16 protein-coding genes are annotated in these 16,722 nt (G+C 41.7%); 6 read left to right on the forward strand and 10 right to left on the reverse strand.

Features of this window, described 5'->3' with window-relative positions; genetic code table 11:
* Positions 1 to 147 precede the first annotated feature (147 nt).
* Both H9Y05_RS11875 and deoC read right to left on the reverse strand, forming a co-directional pair.
* A complete protein-coding gene (locus H9Y05_RS11875; RefSeq protein WP_216714412.1) occupies positions 148 to 1,605 on the reverse strand; it encodes an aldehyde dehydrogenase family protein in 1,458 nt (485 codons plus the stop codon).
* 12 nt (positions 1,606 to 1,617) lie between these two features.
* Positions 1,618 to 2,538, reverse strand: coding sequence for a deoxyribose-phosphate aldolase (deoC, locus tag H9Y05_RS11880; RefSeq protein WP_163491962.1), 921 nt, complete (start codon positions 2,536 to 2,538; stop codon positions 1,618 to 1,620).
* A 265-nt stretch (positions 2,539 to 2,803) separates the two neighbouring features.
* Between deoC and H9Y05_RS11885 the strand changes: the two genes are divergently transcribed.
* Positions 2,804 to 3,529, forward strand: a complete 726-nt coding sequence (locus H9Y05_RS11885) for a carboxypeptidase-like regulatory domain-containing protein (RefSeq protein ID WP_216714413.1) — start codon at positions 2,804 to 2,806, stop codon at positions 3,527 to 3,529.
* A gap of 21 nt (positions 3,530 to 3,550) precedes the next feature.
* Here the strand turns inward: H9Y05_RS11885 and H9Y05_RS11890 are convergent, their stop codons facing one another.
* The 3 genes from H9Y05_RS11890 to H9Y05_RS11900 form a co-directional block, all read right to left on the reverse strand.
* On the reverse strand, positions 3,551 to 4,021 hold the full coding sequence (locus tag H9Y05_RS11890) for a hypothetical protein (RefSeq protein ID WP_163491965.1): 471 nt from the start codon (positions 4,019 to 4,021) through the stop codon (positions 3,551 to 3,553).
* 231 nt (positions 4,022 to 4,252) lie between these two features.
* Complete coding sequence (locus tag H9Y05_RS11895) at positions 4,253 to 5,131, reverse strand: toxin-antitoxin system YwqK family antitoxin (RefSeq protein WP_163491966.1); 879 nt, start codon at positions 5,129 to 5,131, stop codon at positions 4,253 to 4,255.
* A 120-nt stretch (positions 5,132 to 5,251) separates the two neighbouring features.
* Positions 5,252 to 6,202, reverse strand: a complete 951-nt coding sequence (locus H9Y05_RS11900) for an NAD-dependent epimerase/dehydratase family protein (protein WP_216714414.1) — start codon at positions 6,200 to 6,202, stop codon at positions 5,252 to 5,254.
* A gap of 137 nt (positions 6,203 to 6,339) precedes the next feature.
* Between H9Y05_RS11900 and H9Y05_RS11905 the strand changes: the two genes are divergently transcribed.
* Positions 6,340 to 7,569, forward strand: coding sequence for an MFS transporter (locus tag H9Y05_RS11905; protein WP_262890177.1), 1,230 nt, complete (start codon positions 6,340 to 6,342; stop codon positions 7,567 to 7,569).
* A 66-nt stretch (positions 7,570 to 7,635) separates the two neighbouring features.
* Here H9Y05_RS11905 and H9Y05_RS11910 read toward each other — a convergent pair whose 3' ends face one another.
* The 3 genes from H9Y05_RS11910 to H9Y05_RS11920 all read right to left on the reverse strand — a co-directional run bounded on the left by H9Y05_RS11910 (position 7,636) and on the right by H9Y05_RS11920 (position 9,690).
* Positions 7,636 to 7,941, reverse strand: coding sequence for an SUF system Fe-S cluster assembly protein (locus tag H9Y05_RS11910; RefSeq protein WP_163491970.1), 306 nt, complete (start codon positions 7,939 to 7,941; stop codon positions 7,636 to 7,638).
* 7 nt (positions 7,942 to 7,948) lie between these two features.
* Entirely contained in the window at positions 7,949 to 8,362 is a 414-nt protein-coding gene (locus tag H9Y05_RS11915; protein ID WP_216714416.1) for a SufE family protein, read from the reverse strand.
* A gap of 92 nt (positions 8,363 to 8,454) precedes the next feature.
* Entirely contained in the window at positions 8,455 to 9,690 is a 1,236-nt protein-coding gene (locus H9Y05_RS11920; protein WP_216714417.1) for an aminotransferase class V-fold PLP-dependent enzyme, read from the reverse strand.
* Between the two features lie 226 nt (positions 9,691 to 9,916).
* On the opposite strand from H9Y05_RS11920, the gene H9Y05_RS11925 reads away from it, so the two are divergent.
* The 3 genes from H9Y05_RS11925 (at position 9,917) to H9Y05_RS11935 (ending at position 12,581) form a co-directional block, all read left to right on the forward strand.
* Positions 9,917 to 10,240, forward strand: a complete 324-nt coding sequence (locus tag H9Y05_RS11925) for a PadR family transcriptional regulator (protein ID WP_163491973.1) — start codon at positions 9,917 to 9,919, stop codon at positions 10,238 to 10,240.
* Between the two features lie 7 nt (positions 10,241 to 10,247).
* Positions 10,248 to 11,789, forward strand: a complete 1,542-nt coding sequence (locus tag H9Y05_RS11930; protein WP_216714418.1) for a PspC domain-containing protein — start codon at positions 10,248 to 10,250, stop codon at positions 11,787 to 11,789.
* Between the two features lie 114 nt (positions 11,790 to 11,903).
* Positions 11,904 to 12,581 carry a carboxylesterase family protein gene (locus H9Y05_RS11935; RefSeq protein ID WP_216714419.1) on the forward strand — a complete coding sequence of 226 codons (678 nt, stop codon included), beginning with the start codon at positions 11,904 to 11,906 and terminating at the stop codon, positions 12,579 to 12,581.
* A gap of 17 nt (positions 12,582 to 12,598) precedes the next feature.
* Here H9Y05_RS11935 and H9Y05_RS11940 read toward each other — a convergent pair whose 3' ends face one another.
* Positions 12,599 to 14,236: a hypothetical protein gene (locus H9Y05_RS11940; protein WP_216714420.1), complete on the reverse strand. Its 1,638-nt coding sequence runs from the start codon at positions 14,234 to 14,236 to the stop codon at positions 12,599 to 12,601.
* Between the two features lie 60 nt (positions 14,237 to 14,296).
* Positions 14,297 to 15,505, reverse strand: coding sequence for a 3-oxoadipyl-CoA thiolase (gene pcaF / locus H9Y05_RS11945; RefSeq protein ID WP_216714421.1), 1,209 nt, complete (start codon positions 15,503 to 15,505; stop codon positions 14,297 to 14,299).
* Positions 15,506 to 15,621: 116 nt separating this feature from the next.
* Between pcaF and H9Y05_RS11950 the strand changes: the two genes are divergently transcribed.
* The gene (locus H9Y05_RS11950) at positions 15,622 to 16,719 is read left to right on the forward strand and encodes a tetratricopeptide repeat protein (RefSeq protein WP_163491981.1); all 1,098 of its coding nucleotides are present in this window, start codon (positions 15,622 to 15,624) and stop codon (positions 16,717 to 16,719) included.
* Positions 16,720 to 16,722: the final 3 nt, after the last annotated feature.

Below are 16,722 nucleotides of genomic sequence, written 5' to 3' on the forward strand. Positions count from 1 at the left end.
CTTATGTTTATATTTTTTTAATTATCAATGGTTGAATTATCAGTTATCAATGGTTAAATTATCAAGTATTAAGACTGGTATCTCACTCCCACCACTTGATAATTGATAATTCAGTAATTGATAATTTAGTAATTGATCACTCAGTCTTTACTTCAAATACGCACTTAGCCCATGCAATCCACCTTCTCTTCCGTATCCGCTTTCCTTGAATCCTCCGAACGGTGATGACGGATCAAAACGATTATAGGTGTTCCCCCAAACGACCCCTGCATTTAACTTAGAAGTCAGGTTAAACAAACGGGAGCCTTTATCTGACCAAACTCCTGCTGCCAGTCCATACGGCGAATTATTTGCCTTTTGAATCACTTCATCAACGGTACGGAATGTCTGAATCGTCAGTACGGGACCAAAAATTTCTTCCTGGGCAATGCGACTCGATTGTGCCACGTTTGTAAACAATGTTGGACGGCAATAAAAACCATTCGCAGGAACCCTACATTCCGGTTGATACAGTTCTGCTCCTTCCTCCACTCCCAGTTGAATGTACTGATGAATTGTTTTTAATTGTTTCTCCGAATTAATTGCACCGATATCGGTGTTTTTGTCTAACGGATTCCCAACGATCAACGATTGCATCCGATCTTTGAGTTTACGCACAACTATATCAGCAACATTTTCCTGAACAAACAAACGGGAGCCTGCACAGCAAACATGTCCCTGATTAAAGAAAATACCATTCACAATTCCTTCTACAGCCTGATCAATCGGTGCGTCATCCAGAATAATGTTGGCGGATTTCCCTCCCAGTTCCAATGTACATTTTTTGCCCATTTCCATTGCAATTTCGTGGATGCGTTTTCCAACAGGTGTTGATCCTGTAAAAGCAACTTTATCGACATCTTCGTGACGAACGATTGCTTCTCCGGTATCTCCATACCCGGTAACAATGTTTACAACCCCGTCAGGTAATCCTGCATCCCGGATCAATTCTGCCAGTTTCAATGCCGTCAACGGGGTGGTCTCAGCAGGTTTCAGTACCACTGTATTTCCACACGCTAACGCCGGTGCTATTTTCCATGCAGCCATCAGCAACGGGAAATTCCACGGAATAATTTGCCCGGCAACTCCCAATGACTCTACTTTTCGGTTGGGAAATGCATATTCGAGTTTATCCGCCCAACCCGCATAGTAGAAAAAGTGATTTGCAACCAGCGGAACATCTACATCACGGGATTCACGGATGGTTTTTCCTGCATCCAATGTTTCAATCACAGCAAATTCACGCGCACGATCCTGAATCAATCGGGCAATACGAAACAGGTATTTTCCCCGTTCCTTACCAGACATATTCTTCCAGATCTCATTGTATGCCTTTCTTGCTGCTTTTACTGCTTTGTCCACATCTGTTTCATCTGCCTGCGCGATGGCAGCCAATACTTCTCCTGTTGCAGGATTAATGGTATCAAAATATTTTCCGGAATGCGGTTTTACAAATTTACCTCCGATGAACAGATCATATTTTTTTTGAAGTTGAATGTGAGAGGTTCCTTCTAAAGAAGAAGAATAATTCCATTCAATACCTTCTGTTTTTTTATTCTTTGCCATATCATTCAAGCATTAATCGATTGAAAAATAATCCGTCGATTGATAGATTCCGGTTTCTTGTTTTACAATTTGCATCAATACATCATTCGCCAGGCTGCTGGCTCCGAAGCGAAACCATTCATTGGTAAGCCACTTTCCACCCAATGTTTCGTTGACCATAACCAGGTTATGTAACGCCAATTTTGCATTGGAAATACCTCCGGCAGGTTTCATACCGATCATGATTCCTGTTTTATCGTAATAATCTTTGATGGCCATTAGCATGGTATAAGTTACCTGCATTGTAGCAGCCGGTTGGATTTTTCCTGTTGATGTTTTAATAAAATCAGCACCTGCATAAATGGCAATATCACTTGCCTTGCGCACATTATCCAACGTGACAAGTTCACCTGTTTCCAAAATTACTTTCAGTCGTGATTTTCCACATGCTTCTTTAATCGCAGCAATTTCATCAAACACGAAATTGTACTCGCCCGACAGAAATTTTCCGCGGGAAATAACCATGTCGATTTCATCCGCTCCGTTATCCAATGCCAGCTTCGTATCTGTCAGTTTGATATTCAAATCCGCCTGACCAGAGGGAAATGCAGTTGACACAGATGCAATTTTAACCTCCGGATTTCGCAGAGATTCTCTTGCTACTTTCACCATTGACGGATACACACAAACAGCGGCAACTGTTGGTAATCCGGGATGTGAATCGTGAAGATGTTCTGCTTTGTAACACATCTGGCGTACTTTATTGGGGGTATCCTTTCCCTCCAATGTTGTGAGATCAATCATATTGAGCGCCAACTTCAATCCTTGTAATTTAGACGCCCCTTTGAGACTGCGTGTCTGGAAACGCGCAACCCGCTCTTCCACTCCTACTTTATCCACTTTGGGTGATTGAGAAAAATCGATGGGTTCAGTTTTATTTACGGTACTTCTCATTCCGTTGATTAATTTTTGATAAAGATATATTTTTTTGGCAGAACCGCAATCATCATAGACGCAGAAAGGAAACAGGGGTATGTATTCGATCAGAATGAACGTTGAAAACAGTTAATTGTACAGGTAGGTATAATCATATCGTAATATCGTAATATCGTAATATCGTAATATCGTAATATCGTAATATCGTAATAAAAGTATTCCTGATTTATGGAATTTTAATGATTATTCATCTTATCAGAATGCAACACTTAAAGACGCAACCATGAAAAAGAACAGAGTTACCTATATTCTTGATGTCCCGAAGCCGTGTCATGAAAACTGGAACACAATGACACCAGATGACAAAGGAAGATTTTGTGCGCAATGCTCCAAAACCGTCATTGACTTTACCCGGATGAATGATCATCAAATTGTTCAGTTACTGGAAAACTCTGATTCAAGAGTTTGTGGTCATGTAACGACAGATCAATTAAACAGAACGATCAGTTCAAACGAGCCGATTTTTCAACGAACATTTTACCCGCTCCCTCAATTATTATCCGGATTGTTGCTTTTAGGGTTACCTTCCTGCGATTTTGCGCAACAACAAATACCAGAACCAAAGCAACCACACCTCCTATTGGGAAAAGTCGTCCAACATCCGGAATACATAGAATCAAACAACAAAATAAAAGGGACAATAATTGATTCATTAACTTCCGAAGTGCTTCCAAACATCAAACTTCGGCTTTTTAATGATACTGTGATCATCGCTTCTACATATACGGACATTGATGGTAACTTTAACCTGGAGCTCCCCTCTGGAACACATGAAGATCTCCGGTTAGTTATTCTTTCTCCTTACAATGAATACCCAGAGAAAATAATTCCCGTCAACAAGGCAATTGATGTGCCATGGGATAAAAAAATATACCTCACCCCCAGACCTGTTACACTGGAAGGTGAGGTAATTTATACAAAGCAGCCGAACGGAAAACGGAAAAAATAAACAGGCAAATAAGTATTGTGTTTATTCGCCAAAACCTAAACCGTAATGGATGTAATAAGTAATTAGTGACGTATCCCCGCCTAATTTTAAGATACATCCTGATGAGGACCCGAAACTCCCACAAGGATTTATACCATAGTATTCCTGATAGATAGCACCAGATGCAGGAATTGTATATGTCAGCACATGACTCCCAACGTTAAATATTAACTTTTTTGCTCCCACAACAACCCCTCGCCCATCTGGAATTGTTACGCTTAAATTTTTAGTTTCATTGTAAGTAATATTATATGTAGGGCTTACAACAGTATATCCGGATCCTCCAGAAGTATAGTCAACTGCTAATGTTACTGTTACACACGTCTCCGTAGGAGATGCACCGTCAATATTTTTGACCGGGTAGCTTATTACCGTTTGTCCGTATGATATGGAAGTCATTGTGAGTAAAAAGAACATCCATCCAAAGGCTTTGTTTTTTAAGAATTGTTTCATAATACAACTATTTTAAAAATGAATATGTCCAAAATTATGGATTGTGTAGCATTTGATCAATCCAGATTGTATAAGCGATTGTGTTTTGTGTATAGGTGTTCCTTTATTTTGTATAAAATGAACATACAGTTGCAAGTCCATCGAATCATCTGATTTCGAAATGCTATTCCCAATAAAAAAAGCCTTCCGATTTCTCAGAAGGCTTTCCGTTTTTTTATATTCTGTTCGTATTTAATTCAACTGTCCGTCAGAATGATAGACACCAGCCTTGAACACACGTACTTTCAGTAAAATTCCGTCGCGGTCGTATTCATATACTTTACCGTCGTGCAAACGTCCGTTCTTGAACTCTCCGTCTTGCCAAATTTCCTGATTGGCATTGTATACTTTGTTGTATCCGTTAGGTAAAAATTTAGCTCCTTTCGTATTCGGAGTTCCAACCGTAGGTGCCTGTTCTTTTGAAGCAGAAGGATCTTTTACTTTCACCGCAGGATTCACCATTTCTCGTTTTTCGGAGTTGACCATTTGTCCGCCATCGCCAAATTGCAGTACTTCCTTTGTATCCCCATTCTCGTAGTACCTCACTGCTTTTCCTCTTGGAGAACCGTTTTCGGCCGTATATTCAAATTCTAACTGACCGTTGGGGTAATAGTACTTGATTTTTCCTTCCTCATTTCCCTGCTCATTGTAAAACCCCTGGTAAGCCAGCGATCCGTCTGCATTATAACGGGTGAGTGAATCGATGAACTTCCCTTTTGTAAAGTTCCCTTTCTCAATTACAACTCCTTTCGGACTCAACTTAACGTATTCTCCTTCAGGCCTGTTGTTTTTGTATTCTCCTTTTAATTTAGGAGTAATACCGTCATTATAGTATTTAATCCAGGTTCCTTCTTTCCGGTCATCTTTATAATTACCTTCCTCGACTTTTCCTTCTACAGGAAACCCTTCATTTGGTCTGTCTTTACCGAAAAATATCCACTTGCCTTGCTTCCGTCCCTCACTATCTTTTTGGTTGGTTTTACCATCCTGCTCATTTAAGACTCCTGAGAAAGACAATCCGCTATACAAGATTCCCGATAAAGTTAGTATAAGTATGCTTCGTAGTTCCATAGACATTTGTTTTTAATATAAAAACGCATTGCTTTCTAATCTAAAGATACGGATTAATTTTATCTCCGGATTTCTTTTCTGACCACTTTTCGATAAAAATGTTATTTTTTTCGATTAAAATCAGTCTATTTTTGTAATATCCACATTTTCAAGCATCACTGTAACCAATTCTTCTACAGCGTATTTTTCGTTCCATCCCCAATCCTGACGCGCCTGTGTGTCGTCGATTGAATCCGGCCAGGTATCTGCGATCGCCTGACGAAAATCGGGTTGATAGGAGATAGAGAAACCGGGCAAATGCTTTTTGATTTCCGTCGTCAGTTCTGCAGGAGTAAATGAGCAACCTGCAATATTGTATGCTGACCGCACTTTAATCTTTTCAGCAGGCGCATCCATCAGTTCAAGTGTTGCACGAATGGCGTCATCCATGTACATCATCGGAAGTCTGGTATCCTCCGAAAGAAAACAATCGTACGTACCACGTTTTTTTGCCTGGTAAAAAATATCAACCGCGTAATCCGTCGTTCCTCCTCCCGGCAGCGAAGTGTAGGAAATCAGTCCCGGATAGCGAATACTTCTCACATCCACTCCGAATTTGTTAAAGTAGTATTCACACCAACGCTCTCCCGTCTGCTTAGAAATTCCATACACTGTAGACGGTTCCATCACGGTGTATTGCGGTGTCATGGACTTGGGAGTTGTCGGCCCGAAAACAGCAATGGAGCTTGGCCAAAAAATCTTCTTCAGGCACCCTTCTTTTCCTAAATCCAAAATGGTAAATAAACTTTCCATGTTCAGCTTCCATGCGAAGTCAGGATTTTTTTCGGCTGTCGCAGACAACAATGCCGCCAGTAAGTATACTTCAGACACTCCGTTCTCTATGATATAATTTCTGACCAACGCCCGATCCAATACATCCATCTGAACATACGGACCATCTGCAAGTGCTTCCGAAGGATGTTCTTTGATATCCGCAGCAACGACAGTGTCGCTTCCTTTCTTTTGACGCAGCGCAAGAACCAATTCCGTTCCTATTTGTCCTCCTGCTCCGATTACAAGTGTTTTAGACATATTTTCGATTTATTAGCTACTTATTACAAGGGGCGAATTTACAATTTTTAAAACAGGAAATCCTACCTTCCGACAGATAAAATTTTATTCCCTCGTTTTCAGTTCAACCCATGATAATTGAGTAATTTTGTACCATCATGTTCAGAGGGTATAGCAGGAATTTTTGGTTGTTGTCGGTGGGGGTACTATTTTTTATGACGAGTTTCAACTTACTCATTCCCGAACTGAACACCATGATGGAACGACTTGGCGCAGGAGATAAAAAAGGACTTGTGTTTATCTTTTTTTCTATCACAGCAGCTATTTCACGACCTATTTCAGGAAAATTATCGGATACCATCGGTAGAAAAAAGGTGATGTACATCGGAATTCTAATCGGAGCAATCACTTGTATTTTATACCCTTATATAGAAAGTATTCTATTGTTTCTTCTCTTGAGACTTGCACACGGTTTCAGTGCAGGGGTTCATCCGACCGGAGCAACAGCAATGGTAACCGATCTGCTGCCTCCCAACAAACGGGGACAAGGGATGGGTATATGGGGAGTATTTGTCTCTGTCGGTTTCGGTTTCGGACAAATGATTTCTGCTGTGGTTATCAATCATCTCGGATATAACGCCTTATTTATTGTCGCATCAAGTTTTGCAGTCGTTTCAGGAATTTTACTGATCAAAGTACGGGAAACCCTACCCGCTCAGCAACTCGTTCGCTTTTCTCCTGGATTACTGAAATTACAGTGGAATGACATTATAGAACCTTCTGTCCGTCCGTCAGCCGTTGTGATGTTTCTTTCTGCAACCTGTTCGGGATATGTATTTGTGATCACTCCCGACATTTCAGGCTACCTCGGGCTGGACAACAAAGGAATTTTCTTTGGTTTTTATACGATGAGTACGTTGGTTGTACGCCTGTTTACGGCTTCTCTTTCGGACATCATCGGGCGAAGAAAAACATTGATTATCGCCATGTCACTTCTTTGTTGTGCTATGATCATGGTCGCTCTTTCGAATTCTGTTTTCATGTTTCTCAGCGCAGCGCTGGTCTACGGCGTTGCCTCAGGGATTTCCAGTCCGACGCTAATGGCGTGGATGGCTGATCTTTCCAATCCTCAACGCAGAGGTGTCGGATCGGGAACACTGTTTATTGCTTTGGAATGCGGATTTATGTTCGGAGCAGGATTGTCCATTCTGACATACGACAGCAGTACTTCTTCTGTATTTGGTTCATTCCTCACAGCCTCGCTGTGTGCAGGGCTTTCAATTGCATACCTCATCTGGCACCTTTCCACCTTCCGGTCTCCGGATCTTCAGCAAAGCCCAGATGTCGTACCTGTCATTTCAAGAAATACAAAACAGGAACGCGAATAATTTTAGCGATTACGATTGGCAGATTCGCCAATCACATACAATCTACGTTCAAAAATGTTTGACACATTATAAGAACCCCAGTTCCAGTTTCGCTTCTTCACTCATCATATCTTTATCCCATGGCGGATCAAACACAATAACGACTTTTGCAGAGTTCACCCCTTCAATGGCACTTACCTTCTCCTCTACTTCTTTCGGAAGTGTTTCCGCAACCGGACAATTCGGGGATGTCAGTGTCATGTCAATTGTTACATCCTGTTCTCCGTCAATGCGTACTTCATAGATCAATCCCAATTCGTAGACATCTACCGGAATTTCGGGATCGTAAATGGTCTTCAGTACCTCCACTATTTTATTTTCCAACTCTACCATAACCTCGTTACTTCAGCACTTCCAGTGCAGCTATTTTTAATCGTTTTACCATGCTCAACAAGCCATTGGCCCGCGTTGGAGATAAATGTTCCTGCAGGCCGATCGCCGGGATGAAATGTAAATCTGTTTTTGCTATATTTTCCGGTGTCTCGCCATCCAGTACACGAATCAATAACGCAATGATTCCTTTTGTAATAATCGCATCTGAATCAGCTGTAAAATGCATTTTACCGTTATTAAATTCAGAAGCAACCCACACACGCGACTGACATCCTTCAATCAGACGGTCATCCGTTTTTTTGCTCTCCTCAATCAATGGCAGGTCTTTCCCCAATTCAATGATGTATTCGTATTTGTCCATCCAATCATCGTAAATGGCAAAATCATCGATTATTTCCTGTTGTTTTTCTTCTATTGTCATAAATTAATTATCAAGTGACTGATTATGAATAATCAAAGTAAAAAACTAATTGATCATTCATAATTGATAACTCATAACTCTTACTTCCGTAATTACCTCAACATCCCAATACTTCTGTTCAGTGCTTTCAAAAAAACTTCAACTTCTGCTTTCGTATTGTAAAATGCGAAGCTTGTCCGTACCGTTCCAGGAATGCCAAATCGGTCCATCAATGGTTGCGTACAATGATGTCCTGTACGAACTGCAATGCCTTGTTTGTCTAATAATGTTCCGATATCAAACGGATGGATTCCGTCAACAATGAAGGAGACCACACTTGTCTTTTCACGTGCTGTTCCAATGATCCGTACTCCTTCGGTTTCTAATAATCGTTCCTGCGTAAAATTCAACAGATCCGTCTCATGCCCGTGGATTGCTTCCTGATCCAATGAAGACAAGTAATGCAATGCCGTTCCCGTTGCAATTCCCCCGATGATATGCGGTGTTCCTGCCTCAAACTTAAACGGCAATTCATTATAAGTCGTCTTTTCAAAAGTCACTTTCGCAATCATATCTCCTCCTCCCTGGTAAGGTGGCATTTCATTCAGAATCGCTTCTTTCCCGTACAGCACACCTGTCCCTGTCGGTCCGAACACTTTGTGGCTAGAAAAGACATAAAAGTCGCAATCCAGTTCTTGTACATTGATCGGCATGTGTTGAATCGACTGCGCTCCGTCAATCAGAACCTTTGCTCCCGCAGTATGTGCTTTGTCAATGATCCATTTTACAGGATTGATGGTTCCCAATGTATTACTGATATGTGTTACCGCCACCAGTTTTGTTGCTTCGGAAAGCAATTGTTCAAATGCTTCCAGGTCCAGTTCTCCGTTATCCAATACCGGAATTACCTTCAATTTCAGTTTTTTTCGTTCGCACAGCATCTGCCAGGGAACGATATTGGAATGGTGCTCCATCCCACTAATAATGACCTCATCTCCGGCAGTCAATAATTCACCGAAACAAGACGCAACCAGGTTAATCCCATCCGTAGTTCCTTTTGTGAAAATGACTTCGTGTTCGTGTTGTGCATGAATAAATCGCTGGACAATTCTGCGGGCTTCTTCGTACGCATCTGTTGCCTGCTGACTCAAAAAGTGAACTCCTCTGTGAATGTTTGCATTTTCAGAAGTATAATACCGATTGATTGTATCAATTACAATTTGAGGTTTTTGTGACGTCGCGCCATTGTCAAAATAAATAAGTGGTTTTCCATATACTTCACGGTGAAGTGCGGGAAATTGCTTGCGGATCTCCTCAACGTTGAATGTTATTTTTTCCTGTGTTGTCATAATTCCCTGCAAAGGTACAAAATCCCTTTGTTTCGATTCGTTCTAAATAAGAGAAATTTACACTTCAAACACTCCAATGATGCTTTTCCATCTTTTTTCCGTTCGTTTCAACATAAATTAACCAACTCAAAAACAATATATTATTTTATTTTAACAATTTTTTATAGTACTATGCATTGCAAAATACCTTTCTTTATATATATCTTTGCATAAAACATTAATAGGTATGAACGTTGAGAATACACAAGCACAGATGCGGAAAGGAATTCTGGAGTATTGTATCCTGGCGATTCTGAACAAGCGGGAAGCTTACCCCTCTGAAATTTTGGATGAGATGAAAGTTGCAAAACTAATTGTCGTGGAAGGCACACTTTATCCATTGCTCACACGATTAAAAAATGTGGAGCTTCTGAATTACCGTTGGGAAGAATCTCCGTCAGGGCCACCGAGAAAATACTATTCTATTACCGAATCAGGAAAGGAATTTCTTGAAAAATTAAACCAAACCTGGAGTGAATTGAACTCCGCAGTTGAAAAAATAACGAAATAAAGAGACTATGAAAAAAACGATTTCTATACACATAAAAGGGTTTCCGTTCATCATTGAGGAAATTGCTTATACTCGTCTGGAAAATTACCTCAAGCGCTTAAAAAGCGCATTAGAAAAAGAAGAAGGGGCCGACGAAATTATTGAGGACATCGAAATTCGTATCGCTGAATTGCTCAATGAGAAAAAAACAACAGCCAAGCAGGTCATCGAGGATCAGGATGTACTCGACGTGCTGAATACATTGGGCGACCCTTCCGATTATACCGAACAGGAAGAAACTTCAGGTCATTCTGATTACCACAGTGAATACCAATCACACACACACAATGAGCGTCGGCTGTACCGGGATACAGAAACAGGATACATCGGAGGTGTGTGCTCCGGATTGTCCGGGTACTTCAATATTGATCCGACAATTATCCGACTGATCTGGGCCGCCGCATTTTTTATCGGCGGAGTCGGATTGTTTCTGTACATTCTTCTCTGGATCATCATTCCAAAAGCAAATACATCAATCGAACGGTTGAAAATGAAAGGGCGGCCAATCAATGTGGACACCGTAAAAGAAGAGGTAGAGCGTGCAGCGAACAGTGTGTCTGAAAAGTCAAAACAGTTTGCCAACCAACTTAAAAATGACAACCGGATCAAAGATGGTGTTTCGGCCTTTAAAAAAGTAATACGAATTGTTGTCGGGTGTTTCCTGTTATTCATCGGTTTCATTGCTCTGATATCATTGATTACATTCGTCTTCGGTACTGCGCAATTCTTCCCGGCGACTACTGATGACGGATTCTTATCCATTCCTTCCATGGCAGCGCTCATTTTCAACGACTCATTTGACAATCGACTGGCGTGGATCAGCTTCTATCTTTGCTCCGTATCCTTTGTTGTTTTCTTCCTGCTGGGTGGTTTCGCAACCTTATTCAACCTGAAAAACAAGTGGTACAGGTATACCAATCTTTTATTGGTACTGACTGGTATCATCGGTTTTTCAATAGGGATTATCGTATTCTCAAGAACAGGTAGAGACTATACTATTTCGGGAGAAATTGAAAAGGAAATTGCGACGGTAAGCAGTAATCAACTGGTGATCATGCCACGGGCAAAAACACAATTGAAAAATACCGATTACATGGTAAAAGAAAACAGTTTATGGCACATCTACATTGGAAACAACACCATTACAGAATCAGGAATTGATTTGAAATACCATCCGTCAAAAGATAGTTTGTATCATGTATTGATCGAAAAACAAGCGCATGCACATACACTTGAAAAGGCGGTCGAGAGGGCTCAGAACATTAGCTATAAATACGATCTGAACAACGATACAATTACACTGCCTGTTTCCTACAGCTATCCGAAATCTGATAAAATCAGGAACCAGGATGTAACGATACATATTTACATTCCGAAAGGAAAAACCGTTTCAATTGCCGATGCGGTGATCGGACTGGAAAAGCCGGCGCTGGACGAAGATGACTTTGACGAAGTCTATGAACAGCGCGGAAAAATCAGAAGTGATGGTACCTACCGCCATCGCGATTAGATTAACTTTAGATTTGCCAATGAAGAAAAATCCCTCGTCAAATGACCGGGGATTTTTTATTTTTCCGGGCAGGAGAAATTCCCTACCTTTGTGACTCCTTAATTTCAAAGCAATATGAGAACATTCATTCTGTTATTGATCTGCATTGGTTGTTCGTTTGGTTCATTCGGACAAAAGATAGAGCGTCATTTAAAAGAAGCAGCTTACCCGTATTACCTGTATTTACCTCACGACAGCATTCTAAACAGTCATCCGCCTGTGATGGTTTTCCTACACGGAAAAAGCCTATCGGGATCGAATCTGGAAAATCTGAAAAAATACGGTGTGATGAGTGAAATCATTAAAGGAAGACACTTTCCTGCAATTGTCATCGCTCCACAGACAAACAACGGATGGAAACCGGAATCGATCAAGGAAGTACTGGACCAGGTGCGGGCAAAATATCCTTCCGACAGTACCCGGCTGTATGTAATCGGCATGAGTATGGGCGGATACGGAACCATTAATTTCACAGGAACTTACCCGGATATTGTTGCCGGGGCAGTGGCGATGTGCGGTGGAGGCGATGTACGCCTGGCAGAAGGATTATCAAAAGTTCCGTTGTGGATTCGCCACGGAAACAAAGATTATGTTGTACCGGTAAGCGAATCGCAGAAAGTCGTGAATGCCATCAAAAAATACACAACTGATAACCTGACGTTCACCATCGACAAAGGACTGGACCACGGAGATATGGAACGCTTTTTCCGCGGAACGGAAGTTTACGACTGGCTATTCGGAAAAAAGAAGTAATAACCGGAAGGAAGAAATTACACGTTCATCTTCAGCTGAAACTTCGCTTTTGCTTTAATTCCAAGGTATGCATCCGCAGGAATACTGACCATCTGATTCGAGGACGTCATTGGATCCGGTGTGTCAAAAACAGCTTCTACAATGATTTTCTTGATGGTATTCAGTTTATCTACCACATTTGCATTCAATGGAATTTCTACTGAACTTTTATTGTGTTTCAGCCCCTGAGCATTCGGTTGACCGTACAACGAAGAGGCAATCGGCTGCGTTCCGTTGACCATTTCTACAACAGCACCGTTCTCATCTAAGAACAAAATCTTTAACTGACCTGCAAAAGGAAATGCATTGTCTAAGTCCAATTGCAATACTCCGCTTTCAACATGCGATTTATCTTTATTTTGCTCCAGTTTCAGGTCAAACGTATCGCGGATTGTCAGGGCATCCATTTTGATGGATAGTGGCATTTGAGCCTCCACTGCCAGTCGAAGGCGGCTTTGCGGATAAACCTCATTCCATCCTCCGGATGTATTTCCCCACGGATTAATGTCAATTTTATAGCCTATTTCATTCACCGCTCCCAGATTTTCAATAAATTGCTCGACATTGCTGTTTCCCGAATTAAACAAGAACTCACGCACAGATGGCTGCAACGTAGAGAAACTTCCCGTTGGCTGATTAATGGTAAACGCTGTTCCTACCCCCGGTCCGGAAAGACTAACAGTAGTTCCCTGGCTGTTTGTATTTTTCAGAAAATGAATGATTCCCGATCCGTCAATCTTTATTCCATTTTCCAGGATTAACTTTACAGACGTATTCTGGATGTCAATCGCACCACCTACAACACTGTTCAGCGCTGCCAGGTTAAATGTTGTCGTATCCTGTAACGTCCGGTTACCAAAATACCCGCGGGCATAGTACAATTTTACATCTCTGAATGTTGCCTTTATATTAAAAATATGATTGTTGGTGACGGTAACCGGTATTCCATTCGGATCTGATTTAATCTTCACCCGTGACTGCAACAGATTGTATGAAGTTCCGTTTTGACCGGTAAGGTCGATCTGGTAATCAACCAACTGGATGGTTTCACTAATTCTCCCCGGATTGCTTTGAGAGCCGGCCTGGATAAAAAATGTTTTTGAGAGCATTACTCCGTTCTTGGTCACCCCCGGTAATTCGATGGTGATGTAAATCCCCGTTCCGACAGGATTTGTTAACTCAAAATCAATGGCTCCGCCGTTCAATTGAATCAATTTTAACTGCAAATCCTGAAGATTTAGTGTATGCTCTTCAATTGTATTATAAAACTGTAATCCGGGATTCACATTCAACGACTGCACCGCCAGGGAAGTTGTCCGGTCAATGGTCGTATCGGGAATGGCAACAATATCCGTCAGACTGAAATTGTAGAGGTTCCGTTTTAAATTCAGGTAATAATAACCATTATTCACCTCAATGGTTGAGTCGTTTACAAACTTACGTATATCCAGCGTATCATTTACCAGCGGCACCACCCATGCCGAATTCCAGGATGTATCCTTCCGACAGGAGCTGAAGAGCAGCAGAAAGAACGTAATGGTTACAAAATACAGAAGAAAACCCCGTTTCTTATATGCTACCGCAAGGAAGTAGCCTGATCCGCCGTTAGTACTCATTTCGTTTCTTTCATAATAAATTAGATACCCTTAAAACGTATACAACCTCCGATTGGTTGGCTACACACGCTCAATAATTGCAGCATACCCCTGTCCTACCCCGATACACATTGTTACCAATGCATACCGTTTGTTGCTGCGTTGCAGTTGTTTCGCAGCAGCCAACAAAATACGGGAACCACTCATTCCCAGCGGATGCCCCAATGCGATTGCCCCGCCATTCGGATTGATTCGCGGATCGTTGTCGGCCAACCCCATTTTACGGGTGCACGCCAGTACTTGCGCTGCAAATGCTTCGTTCAACTCCAATACATCCATCTGATCCAATGTTAATCCTGTTCGTTTCAACACTTTCTCAGTAGCATAAACAGGTCCGATCCCCATAATTCGCGGTTCTACACCGGCTACAGCACCTGCAATGATCCGTGCCATCGGTTGTAAATATTGTTCTTTCACCGCTTTTTCAGAAGCCAGCAACAAGGCCGCTGCTCCGTCATTCAACCCGGAAGCATTTCCTGCCGTTACACTACCCGTTTTCAAAAACGCGGGGCGCAGACCTGCCAATCCCTCCAATGTTGTGGATGAACGGATAAACTCATCCTGGTTGAAAATCACCGGATCTTTTTTGCGCTGCGGAATCGCCACATCAACAATTTCTTCTGCTAAAATCCCTTTATCGCGGGCTGCTGCAGCTTTTTGTTGTGACCACAGGGCAAACTGATCCTGATCCTCACGACTGATTGCATATAATTCTGCTAAATTTTCCGCGGTATTTCCCATGGAATCCGTTCCGTACAATATATCCAGTTTGGGATTAATAAAACGCCATCCGAATGAGCTGTCATGCATTTCAGAATCCCTTCCAAACGGAGTTGATGCTTTTGAAATCACCCATGGACCTCTTGTCATGTTTTCTACCCCTCCGGCAATATAAATATCTCCCGATCCGTCTTTGATCGCACGTGAAGCATTTATCACGGCTGCCAATCCTGAAGCACACAACCGGTTGACTGTTTCACCCGCCACCTGATACGGAAGGTCGGCCAGTAATCCTGACATACGTGCGACATTCCTGTTATCTTCACCGGCCTGGTTGGCACATCCGAGGATCACATCTTCGATCAATAACGGATCAAGATGCGGGTGTTTTTCCAATAATCCTTTAATGGCAATAGCAGCCAGATCATCTGTTCTGACAGGTGCGAGCGACCCTCCAAAATTACCGATTGCGGTACGAACGCCGTCTATTAAATATACTTCCTGGGGCATTTTTCTGTTATTTTCTGATTAAACTTCCGCTAAAGTAACATTTTTCATTTTGTTGATAACTTAAAAACCGTTTTAGTTTGTTTATATATATATTTAGGACGCTAAATGAAAACAATATGAAGAATCGGAAATTACTACTTTGCGGGCTGCTGACTCTGTCAACGTTATCAGTTACCGCACAAGTTGAGGAATTGACACCTCAGGAAAAACGTTACAGGGACTCCATTACGGCTTTAAATCTCGAAAATGCTGCCATTGCAAACAGCCAGACAGCATACAATGAAGGAATCCAGTTTTTTTCAGAAGGAAATTATGCAAAAGCACTGGAAAGTTTCAAAAAATCGGTTGGTTTTGATCCGAATTTCACAGCAGCATATTACAATCAGGGAATTGCAGAAAACGAGTTGGGAAAATTTTCCGATGCCACCGTCACATTGACCAAATTGATTGAAAAAAATCCGGCGTATTCAAAAGCTTATTTTCAGCGCGGAAAAGCATATCAGGGACAAAATGAATACCTGAAAGCAGAACAGGATTATGACAAATCCATTGCACTGGACCCCGCCAATCCGAAGGCGTATTACAATTACGGTACATTGCGGTTTCTGCAACAAGATTACAAAACGGCAATTACCTATTTTACAAAAGCAATTGAGTTGGATAAAAACTTTGCTTTTGCATACAATGACAGAGGTAGCTGTTACAGAATGCTGGGAGATTACCCGAAAGCACTGACGGATTACCAGGAAGCAGAACGAAAAAATCCAAACCTGGCATTTGTCCTGAACAACATTGGTACCACTAAGAAAAAAATGAAGGATTTTGCAGGGTCAATGGCTGCTTTTAACAGAGCTATTTCCATTGATGCCAATTTTCACCTGGCCTACAACAACAGAGGAGTTGCACAACTGGAAAATAATAAACTGGAGGATGCAAAAAAAGACTTTGAAAAAGTCCTTTCCATTAACCCGAAGTATGCACCCGCAGCCTCTAATCTGAGCGCGCTGTATTTCAAACAAAAAGATTATGAAAAAGCACTCGAATATGCAAAAAAAGCCATTGAACTGGATAAAAATTACGCCGGGGCTTATGTAAACAGCGCGAACGCAAAAGAAATGCTGCGCGATCTGGAAGGCGCATGCAATGACTGGCACAAAGCAGGTGAACTGGGTGCTGAAAACGGACAAACGTATTACTCGGCAAACTGCCAATAACAC

It is taken from the genome of Taishania pollutisoli, assembly GCF_014518315.1.
Classification (GTDB): Bacteria; Bacteroidota; Bacteroidia; order Flavobacteriales_D; family Crocinitomicaceae; genus Taishania; species Taishania pollutisoli.